33 protein-coding genes are annotated in these 20,779 nt (G+C 54.7%); 28 read left to right on the forward strand and 5 right to left on the reverse strand.

The annotated features are described in order from the left end of the window. Positions 1-60: 60 nt before the first annotated feature. From rplB to rplQ, 26 genes are all read left to right on the forward strand, one after another. Positions 61-888 carry a 50S ribosomal protein L2 gene (gene rplB, locus HHL22_RS19085; RefSeq protein WP_169532987.1) on the forward strand — a complete coding sequence of 276 codons (828 nt, stop codon included), beginning with the start codon at positions 61-63 and terminating at the stop codon, positions 886-888. A 3-nt stretch (positions 889-891) separates the two neighbouring features. Next, on the forward strand, positions 892-1,170 hold the full coding sequence (rpsS, locus tag HHL22_RS19090; RefSeq protein ID WP_169532988.1) for a 30S ribosomal protein S19: 279 nt from the start codon (positions 892-894) through the stop codon (positions 1,168-1,170). Between the two features lies 1 nt (position 1,171). Next, positions 1,172-1,609 carry a 50S ribosomal protein L22 gene (gene rplV, locus HHL22_RS19095; protein WP_169532989.1) on the forward strand — a complete coding sequence of 146 codons (438 nt, stop codon included), beginning with the start codon at positions 1,172-1,174 and terminating at the stop codon, positions 1,607-1,609. A gap of 6 nt (positions 1,610-1,615) precedes the next feature. Next, entirely contained in the window at positions 1,616-2,509 is an 894-nt protein-coding gene (gene rpsC / locus HHL22_RS19100) for a 30S ribosomal protein S3 (RefSeq protein WP_169532990.1), read from the forward strand. Positions 2,510-2,603: 94 nt separating this feature from the next. Beyond that, positions 2,604-3,032 (forward strand): 50S ribosomal protein L16, encoded by a 429-nt coding sequence (gene rplP, locus HHL22_RS19105; RefSeq protein ID WP_169532991.1) that lies wholly within the window; start codon positions 2,604-2,606, stop codon positions 3,030-3,032. A gap of 3 nt (positions 3,033-3,035) precedes the next feature. Further along, positions 3,036-3,245, forward strand: coding sequence for a 50S ribosomal protein L29 (rpmC, locus tag HHL22_RS19110; protein ID WP_169532992.1), 210 nt, complete (start codon positions 3,036-3,038; stop codon positions 3,243-3,245). Positions 3,246-3,247: 2 nt separating this feature from the next. After that, positions 3,248-3,547 carry a 30S ribosomal protein S17 gene (gene rpsQ / locus HHL22_RS19115; RefSeq protein ID WP_169532993.1) on the forward strand — a complete coding sequence of 100 codons (300 nt, stop codon included), beginning with the start codon at positions 3,248-3,250 and terminating at the stop codon, positions 3,545-3,547. Positions 3,548-3,556: 9 nt separating this feature from the next. Next, the gene (rplN, locus tag HHL22_RS19120) at positions 3,557-3,925 is read left to right on the forward strand and encodes a 50S ribosomal protein L14 (protein ID WP_169532994.1); all 369 of its coding nucleotides are present in this window, start codon (positions 3,557-3,559) and stop codon (positions 3,923-3,925) included. Between the two features lie 4 nt (positions 3,926-3,929). Further along, positions 3,930-4,193, forward strand: a complete 264-nt coding sequence (gene rplX / locus HHL22_RS19125) for a 50S ribosomal protein L24 (protein WP_169532995.1) — start codon at positions 3,930-3,932, stop codon at positions 4,191-4,193. Positions 4,194-4,205: 12 nt separating this feature from the next. Next, the gene (gene rplE, locus HHL22_RS19130; RefSeq protein WP_169532996.1) at positions 4,206-4,763 is read left to right on the forward strand and encodes a 50S ribosomal protein L5; all 558 of its coding nucleotides are present in this window, start codon (positions 4,206-4,208) and stop codon (positions 4,761-4,763) included. Further along, the gene (gene rpsN, locus HHL22_RS19135; protein ID WP_144846881.1) at positions 4,763-5,032 is read left to right on the forward strand and encodes a 30S ribosomal protein S14; all 270 of its coding nucleotides are present in this window, start codon (positions 4,763-4,765) and stop codon (positions 5,030-5,032) included. Before rplE ends, rpsN begins: the two co-directional genes overlap by 1 nt. Before the next feature lie 312 nt (positions 5,033-5,344). Then, positions 5,345-5,743: a 30S ribosomal protein S8 gene (gene rpsH / locus HHL22_RS19140; RefSeq protein WP_169532997.1), complete on the forward strand. Its 399-nt coding sequence runs from the start codon at positions 5,345-5,347 to the stop codon at positions 5,741-5,743. Positions 5,744-5,765: 22 nt separating this feature from the next. Beyond that, positions 5,766-6,323, forward strand: coding sequence for a 50S ribosomal protein L6 (gene rplF / locus HHL22_RS19145; RefSeq protein ID WP_169532998.1), 558 nt, complete (start codon positions 5,766-5,768; stop codon positions 6,321-6,323). Between the two features lie 9 nt (positions 6,324-6,332). Further along, entirely contained in the window at positions 6,333-6,683 is a 351-nt protein-coding gene (gene rplR / locus HHL22_RS19150) for a 50S ribosomal protein L18 (RefSeq protein WP_169532999.1), read from the forward strand. A 6-nt stretch (positions 6,684-6,689) separates the two neighbouring features. Next, positions 6,690-7,304 carry a 30S ribosomal protein S5 gene (gene rpsE, locus HHL22_RS19155; protein WP_169533000.1) on the forward strand — a complete coding sequence of 205 codons (615 nt, stop codon included), beginning with the start codon at positions 6,690-6,692 and terminating at the stop codon, positions 7,302-7,304. 6 nt (positions 7,305-7,310) lie between these two features. Then, positions 7,311-7,490 carry a 50S ribosomal protein L30 gene (gene rpmD, locus HHL22_RS19160; protein WP_169533001.1) on the forward strand — a complete coding sequence of 60 codons (180 nt, stop codon included), beginning with the start codon at positions 7,311-7,313 and terminating at the stop codon, positions 7,488-7,490. A 15-nt stretch (positions 7,491-7,505) separates the two neighbouring features. Next, positions 7,506-7,952, forward strand: coding sequence for a 50S ribosomal protein L15 (gene rplO, locus HHL22_RS19165; RefSeq protein ID WP_169533002.1), 447 nt, complete (start codon positions 7,506-7,508; stop codon positions 7,950-7,952). A 25-nt stretch (positions 7,953-7,977) separates the two neighbouring features. Next, positions 7,978-9,294, forward strand: a complete 1,317-nt coding sequence (secY, locus tag HHL22_RS19170; RefSeq protein ID WP_169533003.1) for a preprotein translocase subunit SecY — start codon at positions 7,978-7,980, stop codon at positions 9,292-9,294. 3 nt (positions 9,295-9,297) lie between these two features. Next, positions 9,298-10,080, forward strand: a complete 783-nt coding sequence (map, locus tag HHL22_RS19175; protein ID WP_169533004.1) for a type I methionyl aminopeptidase — start codon at positions 9,298-9,300, stop codon at positions 10,078-10,080. Between the two features lie 4 nt (positions 10,081-10,084). Then, a complete protein-coding gene (infA, locus tag HHL22_RS19180) occupies positions 10,085-10,303 on the forward strand; it encodes a translation initiation factor IF-1 (RefSeq protein WP_035567874.1) in 219 nt (72 codons plus the stop codon). Between the two features lie 22 nt (positions 10,304-10,325). After that, a complete protein-coding gene (gene rpmJ / locus HHL22_RS19185) occupies positions 10,326-10,442 on the forward strand; it encodes a 50S ribosomal protein L36 (protein ID WP_068340511.1) in 117 nt (38 codons plus the stop codon). A gap of 109 nt (positions 10,443-10,551) precedes the next feature. Then, a complete protein-coding gene (rpsM, locus tag HHL22_RS19190; RefSeq protein ID WP_169533005.1) occupies positions 10,552-10,929 on the forward strand; it encodes a 30S ribosomal protein S13 in 378 nt (125 codons plus the stop codon). A gap of 105 nt (positions 10,930-11,034) precedes the next feature. Continuing rightward, positions 11,035-11,427, forward strand: coding sequence for a 30S ribosomal protein S11 (rpsK, locus tag HHL22_RS19195; protein WP_144846925.1), 393 nt, complete (start codon positions 11,035-11,037; stop codon positions 11,425-11,427). Positions 11,428-11,453: 26 nt separating this feature from the next. After that, positions 11,454-12,059, forward strand: a complete 606-nt coding sequence (gene rpsD, locus HHL22_RS19200) for a 30S ribosomal protein S4 (protein WP_169533006.1) — start codon at positions 11,454-11,456, stop codon at positions 12,057-12,059. A 172-nt stretch (positions 12,060-12,231) separates the two neighbouring features. Continuing rightward, positions 12,232-13,221 (forward strand): DNA-directed RNA polymerase subunit alpha, encoded by a 990-nt coding sequence (locus tag HHL22_RS19205; RefSeq protein WP_169533007.1) that lies wholly within the window; start codon positions 12,232-12,234, stop codon positions 13,219-13,221. A 170-nt stretch (positions 13,222-13,391) separates the two neighbouring features. After that, positions 13,392-14,012, forward strand: coding sequence for a 50S ribosomal protein L17 (rplQ, locus tag HHL22_RS19210; RefSeq protein WP_169533008.1), 621 nt, complete (start codon positions 13,392-13,394; stop codon positions 14,010-14,012). Between the two features lie 104 nt (positions 14,013-14,116). On the opposite strand, the gene hemW is transcribed toward rplQ, so the two are convergent. After that, positions 14,117-15,259 carry a radical SAM family heme chaperone HemW gene (hemW, locus tag HHL22_RS19215; protein ID WP_169533009.1) on the reverse strand — a complete coding sequence of 381 codons (1,143 nt, stop codon included), beginning with the start codon at positions 15,257-15,259 and terminating at the stop codon, positions 14,117-14,119. Positions 15,260-15,377: 118 nt separating this feature from the next. Here hemW and HHL22_RS19220 point away from each other — a divergent pair, with 118 nt between their 5' ends. Together HHL22_RS19220 and HHL22_RS19225 are read left to right on the forward strand one after the other, a co-directional pair. Beyond that, entirely contained in the window at positions 15,378-17,273 is a 1,896-nt protein-coding gene (locus HHL22_RS19220) for a BamA/TamA family outer membrane protein (protein WP_169533010.1), read from the forward strand. A gap of 83 nt (positions 17,274-17,356) precedes the next feature. Next, a complete protein-coding gene (locus HHL22_RS19225) occupies positions 17,357-17,986 on the forward strand; it encodes a DUF6624 domain-containing protein (RefSeq protein ID WP_169533011.1) in 630 nt (209 codons plus the stop codon). Between the two features lie 59 nt (positions 17,987-18,045). Here HHL22_RS19225 and tsf read toward each other — a convergent pair whose 3' ends face one another. From tsf to rplM, 4 genes are all read right to left on the reverse strand, one after another. After that, a complete protein-coding gene (gene tsf / locus HHL22_RS19230) occupies positions 18,046-18,882 on the reverse strand; it encodes a translation elongation factor Ts (RefSeq protein WP_169533012.1) in 837 nt (278 codons plus the stop codon). A gap of 159 nt (positions 18,883-19,041) precedes the next feature. Beyond that, positions 19,042-19,815, reverse strand: coding sequence for a 30S ribosomal protein S2 (gene rpsB, locus HHL22_RS19235; RefSeq protein ID WP_169533013.1), 774 nt, complete (start codon positions 19,813-19,815; stop codon positions 19,042-19,044). Between the two features lie 21 nt (positions 19,816-19,836). Next, entirely contained in the window at positions 19,837-20,223 is a 387-nt protein-coding gene (gene rpsI / locus HHL22_RS19240) for a 30S ribosomal protein S9 (protein ID WP_169533014.1), read from the reverse strand. A 45-nt stretch (positions 20,224-20,268) separates the two neighbouring features. Next, positions 20,269-20,721 (reverse strand): 50S ribosomal protein L13, encoded by a 453-nt coding sequence (gene rplM / locus HHL22_RS19245; protein ID WP_169533015.1) that lies wholly within the window; start codon positions 20,719-20,721, stop codon positions 20,269-20,271. Positions 20,722-20,779 lie beyond the last annotated feature (58 nt).

The following is a 20,779-nucleotide window of genomic DNA, read 5'->3' on the forward strand; positions in this document are numbered from 1 at the left end:
AAGGTAGGGTGGCCCTAGGGTCGCCCGCCATTTTAACCGCCGCAAAAGCAAACGCTAGTAATGGCACTAAAAAAACTCCGTCCCACAACGCCCGGCCAACGCTTCCGCGTGGCCCCGGCTTTCGATGAGCTTACTGCCTCGACGCCGGAGAAGTCGTTGCTGGCACCACTCAAGAAGAGTGGGGGCCGCAACTCTTCGGGTAAGATGTCTAACCGCTACATCGGCGGTGGACACAAGACCCAGTACCGTATCGTGGACTTCAAGCGTGATAAAGCCGGAGTGCCGGCCACGGTGAAGACCATCGAATATGACCCTAACCGCACAGCTCGTATCGCCTTGCTGCACTACGCCGACGGTGAGAAGCGCTACATCATCGCTCCTGCTGGCTTGGCCGTGGGTACGCAGATTGTATCTGGTACCGGCGTAGCTCCTGAAGTTGGCAACGCTTTGCCGCTGCGCGAGATGCCTCTCGGTACCATTGTACACAACATCGAGCTGCAACCCGGCCAAGGTGCCGCCATCGCTCGCTCAGCTGGCACCTACGCTCAGCTTGTGGCTCGCGAAGACCGCTACGCTACGTTGAAGCTGCCTTCTGGTGAAATGCGCATGGTGCTCGTAACCTGCACTGCTACGGTGGGCACTGTTTCGAACGGTGACCACATGAATGTAGTAATGGGCAAAGCTGGCCGCAACCGCTGGGCTGGTCGTCGCCCCCGCGTTCGTGGCGTTGCTATGAACCCCGTTGACCACCCCATGGGTGGTGGTGAAGGTAAGTCGTCGGGTGGTCACCCGCGTAGCCGCAATGGCATCTTCGCTAAGGGCCAGAAGACCCGTAACAAGAATAAGTATTCGGAAAACCTTATTGTCAGCCGGAAAGGCAAAAAATAACCAATGGCACGTTCACTGAAAAAAGGGCCGTACATTGACTTCCGGCTCGAGAAGAAGGTAGAAGCGCTGGAAAGTGCTGGTAAGAAGACGGTAGTTAAAACTTGGTCGCGGCGTTCAATGATTTCGCCCGACTTTGTAGGTCACACCTTCGCGGTACACAACGGGAATAAATTCATTCCGGTGTATGTAACTGAAAACATGGTCGGCCATAAGCTCGGCGAGTTTGCGCCCACGCGCAACTTCCGTGGTCACGTCGCCAAAAAAGATAAAGGCAAGCGTTAAGATGGAAGCAGTAGCCAAACTCCGTAACGTGCCTACCTCGCCGCGCAAAATGCGCTTGGTAGCCAACTTGGTCCGCGGTAAGCGGGTCACGCAGGCCTTAGGTCTGCTCCGCTTCGAAGCCAATTCGGGTGCCGAAAAGGTAGAGAAACTGCTTTTGTCGGCCCTAGCCAACTGGCAGCTTAAAAATGCTGATGAGCGCATTGAAGACGCCAACCTGTACGTGACCGAAATTATGGTTGACGAAGGCCGGCAGTTGAAGCGCCTGCGCCCCGCCCCGCAGGGTCGTGGCCACCGCATTCGCAAGCGTTCGAACCACATCACGCTGACGGTTGGTCCGCAGCGCGAGTCGCAGATGACGAAAAAAGAAATTAACGCTATGAATCGCGCGCTAACTTCTATCGACGCTGCTACCTCTACCGAAACCCCCGCCAACGCTTAATCTATCATGGGACAGAAAGTAAATCCCGTCGGTTTCCGCCTCGGCGTTATCAAAGGCTGGGACTCTAACTGGTACGGCGGCAAAGATTTTGCCGACAAGCTGGTAGAGGATGAGAAAATTCGCAAGTACATCAACGCTCGTATCCAAAAGGGTGGTATTTCGCGCATTGTTATCGAGCGCACGCTGAAGCGCATTACTATTACCATTAACACGGCTCGTCCGGGTGTAGTAATTGGTAAAGGCGGCCAAGAGGTTGATAAAATCAAAGACGAACTCAAGGAAATTACCAAAAAGGATGTTCAAATCAACATCTTCGAGATTAAGCGTCCTGAGTTGGATGCTCGCCTAGTGGGCGAGAGCATCGCGCAGCAGTTAGCTGCCCGTATCTCATTCCGCCGCGCCATGAAGATGTCGATTCAGGCCGCACTTCGTGCCGGTGCTGAAGGTATCAAGATTCAGTGCGGTGGTCGCCTAGGCGGTGCTGAAATTGCCCGTTCGGAGCAGTATAAGGAAGGCCGCACGCCGCTGCACACCCTGCGCGCTGACATTGACTATGCCCTCTCGGAAGCGCAGACGGTGTATGGCAAAATCGGCATCAAAGTATGGGTGATGCGCGGGGAAATATTTGGTAAGCCTGACTTGTCGCCTAACCAAGCTCCGGCTGGCGGCCAGGGTGGCGATGACCGTGGTGGCCGTGGTGACCGCGACCGTGGCCCACGTGGTGACCGCGATGGCCGTGACCGTGGCCCACGCCGCGATGGCCAAGGTGGAGGTGACCGTGGTCCGCGCCGTGATGGCGGTGCGGGTGGAGCTTCCCGTGGTGGCCAGGGTGGCGGCAACCGGGGCGGCGCCGGTAGTGGTGCTCCTCGTGGTGGCCAAGGTGGTGGTCCCCGCCGGTAATCTATAGTTTGAAGGCCTTAACCCTAGTCTGAACTATCCAGTGCAGGCTAGGGTTTAGTGCAAATATTTTTTTAGTTTCTTTCTCTTTTTTAACATGTTACAACCGAAAAGGACCAAGTATCGCAAGATGCAAAAGGGTCGCGTGACTGGCTTGGCCTACCGCGGCAGCTCCATAGACTTCGGTTCGTTCGCTATCAAGTCGCTGGAGACTTCATGGATTACGGCTCGCCAGATTGAGGCAGCTCGTATTGCCGTGACCCGTGCTATGAAACGCGAAGGGCAAGTATGGATTCGCATTTTCCCCGACAAACCCATTACCAAGAAGCCGGCTGAAGTGCGGATGGGTAAGGGTAAAGGTGCCCCTGAGTATTGGGTAGCTTGCGTAAAGCCAGGAATGATTTTGTTTGAATCGGATGGCGTGAGCCTCGAAACTGCCAAAGAGTCGCTACGCCTAGCGGCCCAGAAGCTGCCGGTTCGTACCTCATTTGTAGTTCGTCGCGACTTCGAAGAATCTGCTGCCTAACCGATGAAAAGCACTGAACTCCGCGCCCTGTCTTTAGAAGACCTGCGCACTCAACTTAAAACTGAGCAAACCAACGGCCAGCAGTTGCGCTTTGCGCACGCTATCAGCCCGCTCGAAAACCCGGCCCGTTTGAAGGTCAACCGCAAAACCGTTGCTCGCCTGCAAACGGAGCTTTCGCGTCGGAATAATGAGCAGGCTTCTAACCAAGCTTAGTAATGGAACCGACTCAAGAAAACCTGTTGCCGGCTCACAACGCCGCTTCCGACCGTAACCTGCGGAAGGAAATCGTCGGCAAGGTAACTAGCAGCAAGATGGACAAGTCCATCACGGTGGCTGTTGTGGTAAAGCAGCAGCACCCAATTTACGGCAAGTTTGTGAGCAAGACGACCAAGTTTCACGCTCACGATGAGAAAAACGAGTGTGGCGAAGGCGATACGGTGCGCATCATGAGCACTCGCCCGCTAAGCAAGACTAAGCGCTGGCGTTTAGTTGAAATTGTTGAACGTGCTAAATAATCCTGAACGATGATACAGCAAGAATCCCGCCTCACGGTGGCCGATAATAGCGGCGCCAAGGAAGTGCTCTGCATCCGCGTATTGGGTGGCACGGGCAAGAAATACGCAACGGTTGGCGATAAAATCGTGGTAGCTATTAAATCGGCAATTCCTTCGGGAAACGCTAAAAAAGGTACCGTAAGCAAAGCCGTTATCGTGCGTACTAAGAAGGAAATTCGCCGCAAGGACGGTTCCTATATCCGCTTCGATGATAACGCTGCCGTGTTGCTTAATAACAACGACGAACCGCGTGGCACACGCATTTTCGGGCCGGTGGCCCGTGAGTTGCGCGAGAAGCAATTTATGAAAATCGTATCCCTAGCCCCTGAAGTAATCTAAAGCTATGGCAACGAAAGCAAAAGCAGCCCCCGTACACTTGCACGTGAAAACGGGCGACAACGTACTCGTAATTGCCGGTGATGAGAAAGGCAAGCGTGGCGTTATTAAGTCGGTGAATCGCTCGACCCAGCGCGTCATCGTGGAAGGCCTTAACCTGGTGACTAAGCACAACAAGCCGAGTGCGAAGAACCCTCAGGGTGGCATCACTAAAATCGAAAGCCCGATGCACGTGTCAAACGTGAAGAAGGTTGATTCGGCCAACGCTTAACCCGCTACGACTATGGCCCGACTAAAAGATAAATACGAGAAAGAAGTAGTACCTGCGCTCCAGGAGAAATTCCAATATAAGAGCATTATGCAGGTACCGCGCATCACCAAAATCTGCATTAACCGCGGCATCGGTGCCGCGGTGGCTGATAAGAAATTGGTTGATAATGGAGTAGAGGAGTTGACCACTATCTCTGGCCAGAAGGCAGTGCCGACTATCGCTAAGCGCTCGGTATCTAACTTCAAGCTCCGCGAGGGAATGCCTATTGGCGCGCGTGTAACGCTACGTGGTGAGCGCATGTACGAGTTTCTGGACCGCCTGCTGACGGTGGCCCTGCCCCGTGTGCGTGATTTCAAAGGAATTAATGATAAAGGCTTCGATGGCCGTGGCAACTACACACTCGGCGTGAAGGAGCAAATCATTTTTCCGGAGATTTCGATTGACAAAATCAAAGGCATCTCGGGTATGGACATCACCTTCGTGACGACCGCCGAAAACGATGAGCAGAGCTACGAGCTGCTCCGCGCCTTCGGGATGCCCTTCGCTAACGCTAAAAAGGACGCTCAATAATGGCTAAAGAATCCATCAAAGCCCGGGCCCGCAAGCGCGTTGCCCTGGTAGCCCGCTACGCCGAGAAGCGTAAGGCTCTGAAAGCTGCCGGCGACTATGCCGGCCTCGACAAGCTGCCCCGCAACGCTTCGCCTGTGCGCTTGCACAACCGCGATATGATTGATGGCCGCCCCCGTGGCTACATGCGTAAGTTTGGCATCAGCCGCGTTCGTTTCCGCGAGATGGCACTGGCCGGTAAAATTCCCGGCGTGACCAAGTCAAGCTGGTAAGCACCCTAGGGTGCTTTACACAAAGAAACCTCCTATTGTATAGATTGGAGGTTTTTTTGTGCGAAGCACCCCAGAGTGGATTTATTATACTAGCACTTGCATAAGTGGCACGTTGTCTGCTACCTTTGCACCCCGAAATAGAATATTGTGGGCTTACCCACCCGCTTTGGCAGGTTGCCGAAAGAAACCATGGGCCGCGCCCCGAAAGCCGAGCCCAGTAGTCTTAACTGGAATTTCGCTGTAGGGCTATTAGCTACTGCTGCGAAATTTTCTTATCTTTGCGGCCCCAAGTTGTGGGCCATTTATAACTAAATGAATACTGACCCGATTGCCGATTACCTAACCCGGGTACGCAACGCCCAGAAGGCGGGGCACCGCGTGGTGGAAATCCCGGCCAGCAACATCAAAAAGGAAATGACGAAGGTGCTCTATCAAAAGGGCTACATTCAGAGCTACCGTTTTGATGATACCTCTGCGCAGGGCGTAATTAAGATTGCGCTTAAGTACAATCCTACTACGAAAGCTCCGGCCATTACTAAGCTAGAGCGCATAAGCACGCCTGGCTTGCGCCAGTATGCGCACGTAGAGAACCTGCCGCGTGTATTGAGTGGCCTAGGCATTGCCATTCTCTCGACCTCGAAGGGGGTAATGACTGAGAAGGAAGCTAAGAACGAGAACGTGGGCGGCGAGGTGCTGTGCTACGTGTACTAACCCGCTAAGCAGTAGTATCTATATGTCCCGCATTGGTAAACTGCCGATAAGCCTGCCCAGTGGCGTGCAGGTATCGGTTGATAAAGACAACACCGTTACGGTGAAAGGCCCTAAGGGCACGCTTACGCAGGCCGTGGACCGCGACATCACGGTGGCTACCGAAGATGGTAACCTGATAGTGAGCCGGCCCACCGAGCAGAAGCGCCATAAGGCTATGCATGGCCTCTACCGTTCGCTCATCAATAACATGATTACCGGCGTGAGTACTGGTTATGAGCACAAGCTTGAGTTAGTAGGGGTAGGCTATAAGGCTGCCCTAGCTAACGGCGCATTAGAATTGTCGCTGGGCTATTCGCACAATGTGTACCTAGCTATGCCCCCCGAAGTAGCGGCTACGGCTGTAACTGAAAAGGGAAAAAACCCTATTGTGACCCTGACTAGCATTGATAAGCAATTGATTGGTCAGGTAGCCGCTAAAATCCGCTCGCTGCGGAAAGTAGAGCCTTACAAAGGCAAAGGTGTGCGTTTCGTGGGTGAAGTGGTTCGTCGTAAAGCCGGCAAGACTGCCGCTAAAAAGTAATTCAGCATCATGGCTTTCGATAAAGCATCTCGCCGGAAGCGCATTCAGCGCATTATCCGCACGAAAGTGTCCGGCACTTCGGAGCGCCCGCGCCTGTCGGTATTCCGCTCTAACACGGGCATCTACGCTCAAATCATCGACGATACCGCTGGCCGTACGCTAGCTGCCGCTTCGTCGAAAAAGGTAACAGCCGAAGGTGGCAACGGCGTAGCGCTGGCAGCTGCGGTAGGTCGCGAAATCGCGGCCAAGGCCCAAGCCGCCGGTATTACTAAAGTAGTGTTCGACCGCTCGGGTTATTTGTATCACGGTCGGGTTAAATCATTGGCTGAAGGAGCCCGCGAAGGCGGCCTCAATTTCTAACGCATCATGGCAGAGTATAACAACAACAACCGTGGTGGCGGTGCCGGTGGCAACGACCGTGGTGGTAATAACAGAGGTGGCAATGACCGCCGGGGTAATGACCGCGGCGGTCGTGGTAACGACAACGCCGTGCAAGGCGAGTCGGACCTGAAAGAGAAAGTAGTAGCCATCAACCGCGTAGCGAAGGTGGTAAAAGGTGGTCGTCGTTTCAGCTTCTCAGCTATCGTAGTGGTAGGCGATGGCAAAGGCACCGTAGGCTATGGCCTAGGCAAAGCCAACGAAGTAACCGACGCCATTGCCAAAGGCATTGACGACGCCCGCAAGAACCTCGTGAAAGTGCCGCTGTATAAGCACACGGTACCCCACATCATGGAGGGCAAATACTCAGGCGGCTACGTGCTAGTACAACCAGCTGCTGCTGGTACTGGCGTAATTGCCGGCGGTGCCATGCGTGCCGTGTTCGAATCGGCCGGCATTAAGGATGTACTTGCAAAATCAAAAGGTTCGTCAAACCCCCATAACGTGGTAAAGGCTACCTTCGATGCGCTATCTAAGATGCGCGACCCAATGCAGATTGCCCAAGCTCGTGGTATTTCTCTTGCTCGCGTTTTTAACGGTTAAAAGACGATGGCTCAAATTCAAGTAAAACTCGTCCGTAGTGCCATCGACCGCCCCGAGCGGCAGAAGCGCACTGTGCAGGCCCTAGGCCTACGCAAACTCAACAGCGTTGCTACTCACGAAACCAATGCCAGTATCCTAGGCATGGTAGCCTCGGTAAAGCACCTGCTCGAAGTAACTGAACTTTAAGCGTTTATACTAGATATGAATCTTTCCAATCTCAAACCTGCCGAAGGTTCAACGCGTAATAATAAGCGTTTGGGTCGCGGCGAGGGCTCGGGCCGGGGTGGTACCTCGACTCGAGGCCATAAAGGTGCCAAATCGCGTTCAGGTTACTCGCGCAAATCGGGTTTCGAAGGTGGCCAGATGCCATTGCAGCGCCGTGTACCTAAATTCGGCTTTAAAAACATCAACCGGGTAGAGTATAAAGGTATCAACCTTGATGTGATACAAAACCTATTCGAAACGAATAACGCTGCTACCATGGGCGCAGGCTACTTTGTAGAAGCCGGCCTAGTATCGAAAAACGCTAAAATCAAAGTACTTGGCCGTGGCGAACTAAGCGCGGCTATCGAAGTGCATGCCCACGCTTTCTCTAAATCGGCTCAAGAGGCTATTGAAAAGGCTGGTGGTAAGGTTATTACCCTGTAGCTTATCTATTCGTTAGTTCCTAGCAATGAATAAGTTTATCAACACGATAAAAAACATTTTTGCGATTGAGGATTTGCGTACGCGAATCCTCAATACGCTGCTTTTCATTGCTATCTATCGGCTCGGCTGTTATGTCGTGCTTCCTGGCATTGATCCTAACCGCCTCAAGCAAGGGACGAATGGGGTGTTTGGTATTCTGGATACATTGCTCGGTGGTGCGTTTAGTCATGCCTCGATTTTTGCTTTGGGCATTATGCCCTATATATCAGCTTCAATCGTATTGCAACTGCTAACGATTGCCGTGCCGTATTTTCAAAAGCTGCAAAAAGAAGGGGAATCGGGCCGTAAAAAGATAAATCAATATACCCGTATTCTGACTATTCCGATTGTGATGGCGCAGTCGGCCGGCTTTCTGGCTACCATTAATGCCGAAGCGATTGCGAATCCTGGTACATTCTTTACTATTTCTACCATGCTCATTATTACAGCTGGAACGCTGTTTTGCATGTGGCTAGGGGAAAAAATCACTGACAAAGGCATTGGCAACGGTATCTCTATGATTATCATGATTGGTATTGTGTCACGTTTACCCGGTGCCTTAATAGGAGAAGCAGCTTCCAAGGGAATCAATAAGTCGTTGATTTTCTTGCTGGAAATGGTAGTACTATTTTTAATTGTGATGGCTGTTATTGTGTTGACACAAGCAGTGCGTCGCATTCCAGTACAGTATGCTAAGCAAGTAGGTGGCACCACACAACTAGATGCGCAGCGTCAATTTATCCCGTTGAAAGTAAACGCAGCTGGGGTGATGCCTATCATTTTCGCCCAATCACTGATGTTTGTGCCAAATATTGCTGCCCAGGCCTGGAACAAGAATAGCGAGTTAGCAGCCAGTATCGCGACTTATTTCTCACCTGAGAATTGGGTATATAATGCTGTCTTCGCATTCTTAATTATCGTCTTCACTTATTTCTATACTGCCATCAGCGTCAATCCTAATCAGATTGCTGATGACTTAAAGCGGAGTGGGGGTTTTGTACCCGGTGTTAAGCCTGGTCGTGATACTTCGGAATTCATCGATGAAATCCTAACGCGTATTACGCTACCGGGTGCTGTTGCGCTTGCCTTGATTGCGGTATTTCCAACCGTAGCGCTTCTACTGGGAGTAACACGTCCTTTGTCACTATTCTATGGTGGTACCTCACTCATCATTATGGTAGGGGTAGTGCTCGATACGCTTAATCAAGTAGAAAGCTACTTGCTGATGCGTCATTACGATGGTATGATGAAATCTAGTAAGCTGCGAGGGCGGCCATCGCAGCCCATCGCTATTGCTTCGTAATGCATGGCTACAGGAGTTATTCAGTTTAAAACTGAAGAAGAAATTGATTTAATGCGCGAAGCAGCTCGGTTGTTAGCGCAAGCTCATGGTGAAGTGGCCAAGCTTATCCGCGAAGGCGTAACGACGCGGGAGTTAGACCGCCGCGCCGAGGAGTTTATCCGTGACCATGGTGCGGTGCCTTCGTTCAAAGGGTATAATAATTTCCCTTATAGCCTTTGTTTGAGCCCGAACTCGGTAGTAGTGCATGGTTTTGCAACAGACAAGCCGCTGCAGAACGGAGATATTTTGTCAGTTGATTGTGGGGTGCTTTTAAATGGTTACCACGCAGACAGCGCCTATACCTACCCAATAGGGGAGGTGCCTTTGGCGGTAAAGCAATTGCTAAAAGAAACAGAAGCCTCGCTTTACAAGGGTATAGAGCAAGCAATTGCTGGCAACCGAGTAGGAGATATCAGCTACGCTATTCAAAATTACGTGGCTCCTAAGGGCTACGGAGTAGTGCGGGAGCTAGTAGGGCATGGGGTAGGTGCCAAGCTGCATGAGAAGCCAGATGTACCTAACTATGGTAAGCGCGGCTCGGGACCTAAGCTACAAACCGGCATGACCCTCGCCATTGAGCCAATGATTACACTAGGCAAAAAGGAGGTAATGCAGGAAAAGGACGGTTGGACTATCCGTACTCGCGATAATAAGCCAGCCGCGCACTTTGAGCATACAGTTGTTGTTAGAAAAGATAAGGCAGAAATTCTGACCTCATTTGAATACATAGAGAAAGCACTGCACTAGCCATATGGCCAAACAAGCGTCTATCGAGCAGGACGGAACCATCCTGGAAGCCCTGTCCAACGCCATGTTCCGTGTGGAATTGGAAAATGGGCACCAGTTGATTGCTCACATTTCGGGCAAGATGCGAATGCACTACATCAAGATTTTGCCCGGCGACAAGGTGAAATTAGAAATGTCGCCTTACGACTTGTCGAAAGGGCGAATTAAGTATAGGTATAAGTAATTTTTTCGTTTTCTTCAAGGCCATGAAAGTAAAAACCTCGGTGAAGAAGCGTAGCGTTGATTGCAAAATCATTCGCCGTAACGGCAAGCTCTACGTCATCAACAAGAAGAACCCGCGTTTCAAGCAACGTCAGGGCTAAACCAATTTCAGAAACTCGGAGGCTTGGGTACTGGTAGCAACCCTAGGGCTGCTATCGCCTTCCAAGTTGCTGCCGGGCTTTCTGGTCCGCAAACATCTTATTTTTCCTTATGGCTCGTATCGCAGGGGTAGACATCCCGGACAACAAGCGCGGCGAAATCGCCCTGACTTACATCTTCGGCATTGGCCGGAGCAACGCGGCTAAAATTCTCACCAAGGCCGGTATCGACATCAACAAAAAGGTGAAGGATTGGACGGAAGCCGAATCCGGTGAAGTTCGCGCCATCATCGCTGCTGAGCATAAGACGGAGGGTGTATTACGCTCGGAAATCCAGCTCAACATTAAGCGCCTGATGGACATTGGCTGCTACCGCGGCCTGCGCCATCGCAAAGGCCTGCCGGTGCGAGGCCAGCGTACCAAAAACAACTCGCGTACTCGTAAGGGCAAACGCAAGACTGTGGCTGGTAAGAAGAAAGCAACTAAGTAAACTTCAGCGGCAATCAGCTTTGAGCTAGAAGTTGTGGGTTAGTATTTTAAGACTCATAACTTCTAACTCAAGGCTAACACCTGCCGTGTTTTCAGCGATAACCAAATGGCACAAAAAAGAAAAGACAAGGCCAAAAAGCGCCTTGTGGTGGTGGAGCAAGTCGGCCAAGTGCACATCCGCGCTTCGTTCAACAATATCATCATCTCGGTAACCAACTCCAATGGGCAGGTGATTTCCTGGGCTTCAGCGGGCAAGATGGGTTTCCGAGGTTCGAAGAAAAACACTCCCTACGCTGCTCAAATGGCGGCTAGCGACTGCGGCAAAGTGGCGCACGACCTAGGCATGCGCAAGGCAGAAGTATTTGTGAAAGGTCCGGGTGCTGGTCGTGAGTCGGCCATTCGTGCCCTAGGCAACATCGGTATTGAAGTGACGACCATCCGTGATGTGACGCCGCTGCCGCACAACGGCTGCCGCCCGCCCAAGCGTCGCCGCGTTTGATTTCTCACTTTTGATATTCCTGTAAAATGGCACGTTATACTGGCCCTACCGCCAAAATCGCCCGCCGCTTTTCGGAGCCCATTTTTGGCCCGAGCAAAGCGCTCAACAAAAAGAATTATCCTCCGGGCCAGCATGGCCGTGGCCGCCGCAAGAAGCAGTCGGAATACGCTGTGCAGCTGATGGAGAAGCAGAAGGTAAAGTACCTGTATGGGGTGCTAGAAAAATATTTCGAGAACCTCTTCCACAAAGCCGCTGTGCTGCCGGGTATCACCGGCGACAATCTGCTGGGTTTGCTGGAGTCGCGTCTCGATAATGTGGTATATCGCTTGGGTATTGCCAGCACGCGCCGCGCGGCGCGCCAGCTGGTATCGCATAAGCATATCACGGTGAACGGCGAGGTAGTTAACATTCCTTCGTATAAACTGCGTGCTGGCGACCAAGTAGGCGTGCGGGAGAAGTCGAAGTCGCTGGAAGCTATCACGACTTCGCTGAGTGTACGCAATTCGCGTCAGTTCTCGTGGCTGGAGTGGGACGGCAAAGAGATGGTGGGTAAGTTCACCAATATGCCATCGCGGGAGCTGATTCCGGAAAAGATTTCGGAGCAGCTTATCGTCGAATTGTATTCGAAGTAATAAACTGGCACTTTGTGCGGCCCGGGCTTTGGCTCGGGCCGCTTTCGTGCTGTACCCGCTTCCGGTTGGTCCCCGGTGGGAGAGGGTAGCCAAGCGCAAGCAAGGCATTGGGTTTGGGGAACTTAGCGAGCCTAGGCTCGCTTTACTTGTACTTACTTAACACGCCCCACATATGTCAATCTTAGCTTTTCAAATGCCGGAGAAGGTCGTAATGGAGAAAGCCGACGACTTCACTGGTTCGTTTGAATTCAAGCCTCTGGAGAAGGGCTACGGTGTTACGATTGGGAATGCGCTGCGTCGCATTTTGCTTTCGTCGCTGGAGGGCTTCGCCATTACGTCGGTGCGCACGACCTCGGTGCTGCACGAGTTTTCCACGATTGAAGGGGTGATTGAGGATATGTCCGAAATCATCCTGAACCTCAAGCAGGTGCGCTTTAAGAAAATTAGCGATGCCATTGAGGACAAGATTACGGTGCGCATCAGCGGGCAAGATACTTTTACCGCTGGCGACATTGCCAAGTTTGCTAACGGCTTCCAGGTGTTGAATCCGAAGCTGGTTATCTGCAACCTAGACCCAGCCAAAGAACTGGAATTTGAGTTGACGGTGAATCGTGGCCGTGGTTACGTGCCGGCCGACGAAAATAAGCCGACTGACCAAGTATTTGGCCAGATTGCCATCGATGCTATCTACACGCCCATCAAAAACGTGAAGTACAGCATCGAGAACACCCGCGTGGAGCAGAAAACGGACTACGAGCGTTTGTTGATTGAAATTCAAACCGACGGTTCGATTCATCCTGAGGAGGCATTAAAAGGTGCGGCCAATATTCTGATTCAGCACTTCATGCTGTTTTCGGACAATACTATTCAGCTGAGCGGCAACCGCCCGGCGGCGGCTGAACCAGTGGATGAGGAGACCCTGGCTATGCGCAAGACGCTGAAGACCCCGCTCAGCGAGATGGACCTTTCGGTGCGCGCTTATAACTGCCTGAAGGCGGCTGACATCAAGACCCTAGGCGAGCTGGTGCAGCTCGACATGGCTGACATGATGAAGTTCCGCAACTTTGGTAAGAAGAGCCTCACGGAACTGGAAAACCTGGTGGAAGAGAAGGGCCTGCACTTTGGCATGGACCTCGGCAAGTATCGCCTCGACGAAGATTAGTAATTGATTGCCGTGCTGGCTGCTAGCACCTCCACCGCGGGGTTATGGCAGCCAGCCTTTTTTATAGCTTTATTCACCCCGCTACGCCCTAGGGGACAAGGTTCTAATGAGGCCGCTTTGGCCCGCCGTGGTCTTGGCCCGCAAGCGTAGCATTTACCCAAAACTGTCCCATGCGACACGGTAAAAAAATCAACCACCTGGGCCGCACGGCGTCCCACCGCAATGCGATGCTGTCGAACATGGCTTCGTCGCTCATTATCTCGAAGCGCGTAACTACGACCGTGGCCAAGGCCAAGGCCCTGCGCCAGTTTGTGGAGCCGCTGCTGACTAAGGCGAAGGACGATACTACGCACTCGCGCCGCACCGTATTTGCCACCTTGCAAAACAAGGAAAGCATCAAGGAACTGTATGGCGAGATAGCTGGCCGCATTGCTAACCGCCCCGGTGGTTACACGCGCATCCTGAAGCTGAGCGCTAGCCGCGCCGGTGATAACGCTGACATGTGCATCATCGAGCTGGTAGACTTCAACGAAACCCTACTCGAGAGCAAGAACGCTGCCGCTGCTAAGTCCACTACCACCCGCCGCTCGCGCCGCCGTGGGGGCAATGCGGGTGCTGCTGCGGCTGCCAGCACCACCAACGAGGCTGGTACCGAAGCTCGTGAGTTCGTGCCCGAGTTGAACGACGAAAGCAACACCAACCAAGAAGCTAACCGCACCGAATCAGGTGCTGTTTCGCCCACGGAAGCGGAAGCTACCACCTTGGACCAGCCCGCCGACGACCAAAAATAGGCGGTGGCTAGAGCCCTAGGGTCCTCAACACAAAAAAAGGTCATGCTACATAGCATGACCTTTTTTTGTGTTGAGGACCCTAGGGTGCGGTAAGTACGAAATCTTTAGGCTACTTCAGTAAATAGCTCCAGCGTAATATGGTCGGCCAGCAGCTTGCCAGCATCGGTCAGGCGGAGTACCTGCTGGTCGAGCGTGACCAAGCGTTGGTTCAGCAGGCTTTGTAGGTATTGACTGTGGGTAGCTAGCAGGTTTGTACCTAGCTCATCGGCGAGGTAGCGCAGGTCGCAGCCGCGGCTGGTGCGCAGGGTGGTAAGCAGGTATTCATTGGCTTGGTCGAGTGCGGAGAGTTGCTCCACGGTGGCGGGCACCTCGCCCTGCTCAAGCACGGCCGCCACGTAGCGCGGGTTGTTGGCCACGGTATATTGGCGGCTACGGCCATCGAAGGAGTGGGCGCTGGGCCCAAGACCCAAGTAAGGTACACCGCGCCAGTAATTGCTGTTGTGGCGGCTTTCGCGGCCCGGCAGGCAGAAGTTGCTGATTTCGTACTGCTCGTAGCCGCCAGCCCGCAGTTGCGCTAGCAACTGCTCAAACTGCTCGGCCACAAACTCGTCGGGCGGCGCCAGGAACGTGCCTTTTTTTAGCCGGCGGCCGAAGGCAGTATCTGGCTCGATGGTGAGCGCATAGGCTGAAATGTGCGGTACCCCTAGGGTCAGCAACGCCGCCAAGTCGGCCTGCCAGATGGCGTGGCTGGCGGCTGGAATGCCGTAAATAACGTCTACCGAAATATTTTCGAAGCCAGCAGCTTGTGCTTGCTGCACGGCCTGCCGCGACTCGGTGGCCGAGTGCGCCCGATTCATAAGGCGCAGGTGCGGCTCATGGAAGCTCTGTAGGCCAATGCTGAGGCGGTTGATGGGCGAGGCGGCCAGCACGGCCAGCTTCTCAGGCGTGAGGTCGTCGGGGTTGGCTTCGAGGGTAATTTCGGCCCGTGGCGACACCTCAAACTGCGCGTGAATGGCGGTGAAGATGGCGTCTAGCTCCGCCGCCGTAAGCAGCGAGGGCGTGCCGCCCCCAAAATAGATAGTTTCGAGGGGCGTGGCGGGCGCGGGCAGATAATGGCGCCGGAGGGCCATTTCTCGGGTCAAAGCGGCTACAAACTGCGTCTTTAGCCCCATGGAGGTGCTAAAATGGAAGTCGCAGTAGTGGCAGGCCTGCTTGCAGAATGGAATGTGTAGGTAAAGGCCGGGCATGAGCAGGCAGCGCGTAATTTGCGAGAAGCGCCAACGAGCTACAACACGCCAAGCGCGGGGTAAAATTCGCTCGGCGGAAATTAACTGGTCGGTTTTGCGTTTGCCTCTCCGACGAATTATGCGTTACCGCTTCCTTTTTGTACTGGGTTGCTGGCTGGGGCTGGTGGGGCCTGCGGGCGCCCAAACGCCCCTAGGGTCGGGGGCGGGCGTGGTAGTACCCACGGCGCCGGGGCTAGCCTCGCCCCCGCTACCCCCCGATACCACCCGCCGCCGGGCCCCGGCAGTGCCGCGCAAGCTGCCCGGCCGCCTGCGCACCCTGGTGTGGGTTGGCACCGCTGCCGACCAGGCTTTGGTGCGGCGCTTCCACCCTAGGGCTACGGTGCCCGACTCGCTTACGGCCCTGCGCACGGTACGCGAGCTAGTGCTGGCGCTGCAAGCTGAGGCGTATCTACTGGCGTCGGTTGATTCGCTAAGCTGGGGGCGCGATACCGTGCGAGTGCACGTGTACGCTGGCGAGCCCTTCCGCTGGGCCTACTTGCACAATGGCAACCTGGGCGACGGCCTGCTGACGCGCGCGGGCTACCGCGAAAAGTTTTTTCGGCGCACTCTCTGGCGACCGGCCGAGTGGGTTAGCTTGCAAGAGCGTATCCTCACCGAAGCGGAGAACCAGGGGTATCCCTTTGCCACTGTCGGCCTCGATTCGCTACAGCTAGCGGCTAGTTCCATTGCCGGGCGGGTGGTATTGCGGCGCGGGCCGCTCGTCACGTTCGATTCGCTGCAGGTGATTGGCACGAGCCGCACCAAAAAGCGCTTCCTAACCAAATATTTGCAGCTTTTTCCGGGGGCGCCCTATAGCCAGCAGCGCGTGCTGGCGGCGGCGGCCCTGCTGCGGCAGCTGCCCTACGTGCGCCTGCGGGCCGAGCCCGAGGTGCGCTTTGCCAGGGGGCGGGCGCGGGTGTACTTATTGCTCGATGAGCGGCCCGCCAACCAGTTCGACGCCATTGTGGGGCTGCTGCCCAACGCGACGGGCAGCGGCGTGCAGTTTACGGGCGACGTGACCGTGGCGCTGCGCAACCTGCGCGGCGGTGGCAAACAAGTGGGCCTGCAGTGGCGCAAGGTAGATGCTGCCTCCCAAACGCTCGATGTTAACTACTTGCACCCCAATTTCTTCGGTACGCCACTCGAAGTAGCCGCCACCTTCAACCTGTATCGCCAGAACTTGGCGTTCCTCACCATTCATCCGAGGCTGCAGGTAACCTACCCGACGGCGCGGGCGGGCCGGCTTACCTTCTTTGCCGAGCAGCGCAGTTCGCGCTTGCTGTTCGATAGCCTCGCTTACGTTAACCTCAACAATCTCAATACCCTACCTGACTACATTGATTCGGAAACTAATAGCTACGGTTTGGCCTACGCCCGCACCTACCTCGACGACTTGTATTTCCCGCACCGGGGCTCGTTTGTGAGCTTGCAGGGCAGCGTGGGCACCAAGACGGTAAGCCGCAACGCCTTTATTCGGGAAGACCTGTACGCTACGCTGCCCCTGCGCTCGACGCAGTATAGCTTCAACGGGCGCGCCGAGCGCTACTGGGCCCTAGGGCGGCAGGGGGTGCTAGTGGCCCGCCTGCGCGGCGAGGCACTCTTCAACCAGCAGCAAAAGTATTTCCTCAACGACTTGTTCCGCCTAGGGGGCCTCAACTCCCTCAGAGGCTTCAGCGAAAACCAGTTTTACACTAATGCCTACGGGGTCGGCACCATTGAATTCCGGCAGTTTACCGGGCCTGAGGGCTACGTATTTCTATTTGCTGACCAAAGCGTGCTGCGCGCTTACCAAGCCGCCACCGTAGGCCTCACGTCGGCCCTGGACGCGCCCACGGGCCTAGGGGCGGGGCTGAGCTTTCGCACGGCAGCCGGGCTGTTTCAGTTTGTGTATTCGGTGGGCCGCTCACCGTTTTATAACCAATCGTTTGGCCTTTCCAACTCTAAAATTCACTTCGGCCTGACCAGCCGGTTTTAGACAGTAATAAATGGAAGCTGCAACCTTACGGCGGTGGGTAATCTCTGGTTTAAAACCACTTTACGAGGGTAACCTACCTGAAGATGAAACAGCTTTTCCTTTACCTGCTAGCTACTAGCTGGGCTACTACGGCCGCCGCCCAAACGTCCGTGCAGTACCCCAGGCTCAGCAAGACGCTGGATAGCCTGGCTTACGTAGACCAGTGGCCCATGCAGCAGATGTTCAAACAACTGCCCGACAGTGCCGGCCGCGACTTGGTGAAAGTAGAGGAAATCAACTTCGCTCGCCACCAGCCTATCCTCGAGAAAATCGTGCGGCAGTACGGTTACCCCGGTTTCCGGCAAGTAGGGGAGAAAAGCGCCAACAACTTCTGGCTGCTAGTGCAGCACGCCGACGCCCACCCCGATTTTCAGCGCCAGGTGCTGAAGCTGATGCAGGCTGAGGTGAAGCGTAAAAACGCCAGGCCCGCCAACTATGCCTACCTCACCGACCGGGTAGCCATCAATGCCGGCCAGCCCGAGGAGTATGGCACCCAAGTGACCTATGAGAACGTCGGCACTGCAGCGGTTAAAGCAGTGCCTAAGTCGCTACGCGACCCCAAAAACGTGAATAAGCGCCGTGCCGCCATTGGCATGGAGCCGCTGGAAAACTACTTGGATGGCATGACCAAGATGCACATCGAGATGAATAAACCGAAAACGCAACTGCCATAAAAAAAGCCCGCTGGCGCATTGCCAGCGGGCTTTTTTATTCAGTGATACCCTAGGGGCGCTTACGCGCCGATAGCTACGCGCTTGAACGACTCTACCGTCATGCCCTTCGACGTCTTGTCGAGCAGTTGGGCGATGGTTACCGAATTGTCCTTCACGAATTCCTGGTTGAGCAGGGTGTTGTCCTTGTAGAACTTGTTGAGCTTGCCCTGGGCAATTTTCTCCAGCATGGCTTCGGGCTTGCCCTCGGCACGGGCCTGCTCCTTGCCAATCTCAATTTCGCGCTCTACCGTAGCCGAGTCCACGCCGTCCTTGTCCACGGCTACGGGCTTCATCGCTACGATTTGCATGGCTACGTCGCGGCCCACATCAGTGGTGTCAGCGCTACCCACGTTCTTCAGGCCCACCAGCACGCCTTTTTTGTTGTCCGAGTGGATATACGAAGCCACTTTCTCGGCGCTCAGCGTGGCGTAGGTCAGGTCGAGCTTCTCGCCGATTTTGCCGGTCAACTCGGTGATATGCTCCTGCACGGTGCGGCCATCAGCCTCCTTGGCGGCCAACAGGTCTTCTTTGGTGCCCACGTTGGTTTTCACGGCCGTATCCAAAATTTGCTGCACCAAGGTGCGGAAGTCGGCTACTTTAGCCACCGATTCGGTTTCGCAGGCTAGGGCCACCAGCTTACCATTTTTGCCATCCTCGCTCACGTTCACCAGCACGAGGCCTTCCGACGTGGCGTTATCGGCGCGCTTGTCAGCAATTTTCTGGCCCTGCTTGCGCAGGATGTCGCGGGCGGCTTCAAAGTCGCCGTTGGCCTCGGTGAGGGCCTTTTTGCAATCCATCATGCCCGCGCCGGTCATGGTGCGGAGCTTGTTTACGTCTGCGGCGGTGATAGCTGCCATAGTGGTAGCGCGGGCTTGCCGCCCGCGAGTTGGGTGTATAGGGAAATTTACGTTTTGAGTCGCGGGTCAGCAAGCCCGCGCAACCGAAAAAGAAAAAGGGAACCGCCAAGCATTAGCCTCGACCGTTCCCTCTTTCGTCAAGCTTTAAAAGCGAGCAGCTTAGCTTTGGGTATCAGCCTCGGTTTTTTCAGCAATGGCAGCTTCGTCAGCTTCCTTGCGCTCGGCATCTTCCTTGTCAACCTTGCGCTCCGACAGGCCTTCCTCAATCGCCTTGCCCATCACGTTCATGATAAGCTGAATCGACTTCGAGGCGTCATCGTTGGCCGGGATGGGGAACTGCACCAGTTCTGGGTTTGAGTTGGTATCAACGATAGCAAATACCGGAATCCCCAGCTTCTGGGCTTCTTTCACGGCGATGTGCTCGCGCTTCACGTCTACCACGAACAGGGCAGCGGGCAGGCGGCTCAGGTCGGCAATGCCGCCCATTACGCGCTCTAGCTTCTCGCGCTCGCGGTTCATCATGAGCTTCTCGCGCTTAGCCAAGGCGGCGTAAGCGGTGTTTTCTTTCACCATCTTGTCGATGGAGCTCATTTTCTTCAAGCTCTTGCGGATGGTGGCGAAGTTCGTCAGCATCCCGCCCAGCCAGCGGTCAGTCACGTAGGGCATTTTGAGGCGCTGGGCCTCCGTCTGCACAATCTCCTGCGCCTGCTTCTTGGTGGCTACGAACATGATTTTGCGGCCGCTTTTCGCAATGTTGCGAATAGCATTGGCAGCGTAATCCAGCGAAGCCAGCGTCTTGTTGAGGTCAATGATATGGATGCCGTTCTTCTCCATGAAGATATACGGCGCCATTTTGGGGTCCCACTTGCGCGTGAGGTGGCCGAAGTGGGCACCCGCGTCAAGCAGTTCTTTATAAGAGGTGGACTGAGCCATGATACTACTACGGTTAAACGATTAGCGCTTCGAGAACTGGAACGAGCGGCGGGCTTTGCGCTTGCCGAACTTCTTGCGCTCCACCATGCGGGGGTCGCGCGTCATAAAGCCTTCCTTGCGCAGGGCCGATTTGATTTCGGCGTTGTCGCTTACCAAGGCCTTCGAGATGGCGAGGCGGATAGCCTCGGCCTGGCCGGCGATGCCGCCGCCACTCACGTTGACCGTGATGTCGTACTGACCCACCTGCTCGAGGATGGCCAGGGGCTGGTTCACGATGTTCTCCAACAGCTCGTTGGCGAAGTAGGACTTCATGTCCCGGTTGTTGATAGTGATATTCCCTTGCCCGGCCTGCATGTAGATGCGAGCCACCGAGGTTTTTCTTCTACCAGAGGTGTTAGTAGCTGCCATTAAAGTGGAAAAAATGCGGCCAAAATCGACCGTAAAAACGTTGATTTACAGATTCTTCAGCTCGTAAGCTACAGGCTGCTGGGCTTCGTGCGGGTGCTCGGTGCCAGCGTACACGTACAGGTTGCGGAACTGCGCCGAACCCAGACGGTTGTCTTGCAGCATGCCTTTTACGGCGTGCTCAATGGCTTTGCGCGAATCGCGGTTCAGTTGCTCGCGCAGAGTGCGGCGCTTCTGGCCACCGGGATAGCCCGAGTGGGTGAGGTACACCTTCTCGGTTAGTTTCTTGCCCGTTACGCGCAGCTTGTCAGCGTTAATAACGATAACGTTATCGCCGCAGTCGGAGTTCGGGGTGAACGAGGGCTTGTGCTTGCCGCGCAGCAGGTTAGCGATTTGGCTGCACACGCGGCCCAGCGGGGCCACGCTGGCATCCACGATAACCCAGTTTTTCTGGGCGTTGGCCTTGTTGACGTGGGTCGTCTTGAAGCTCAGGTGGTCCATAGGAGTGGTAAAAATTACCGGCTAAACAATTGACAATAAACCCCAAGCCGAGCGGGCT

This window comes from Hymenobacter polaris (assembly GCF_012927305.1).
In the GTDB taxonomy this organism is placed as follows: domain Bacteria; phylum Bacteroidota; class Bacteroidia; order Cytophagales; family Hymenobacteraceae; genus Hymenobacter; species Hymenobacter polaris.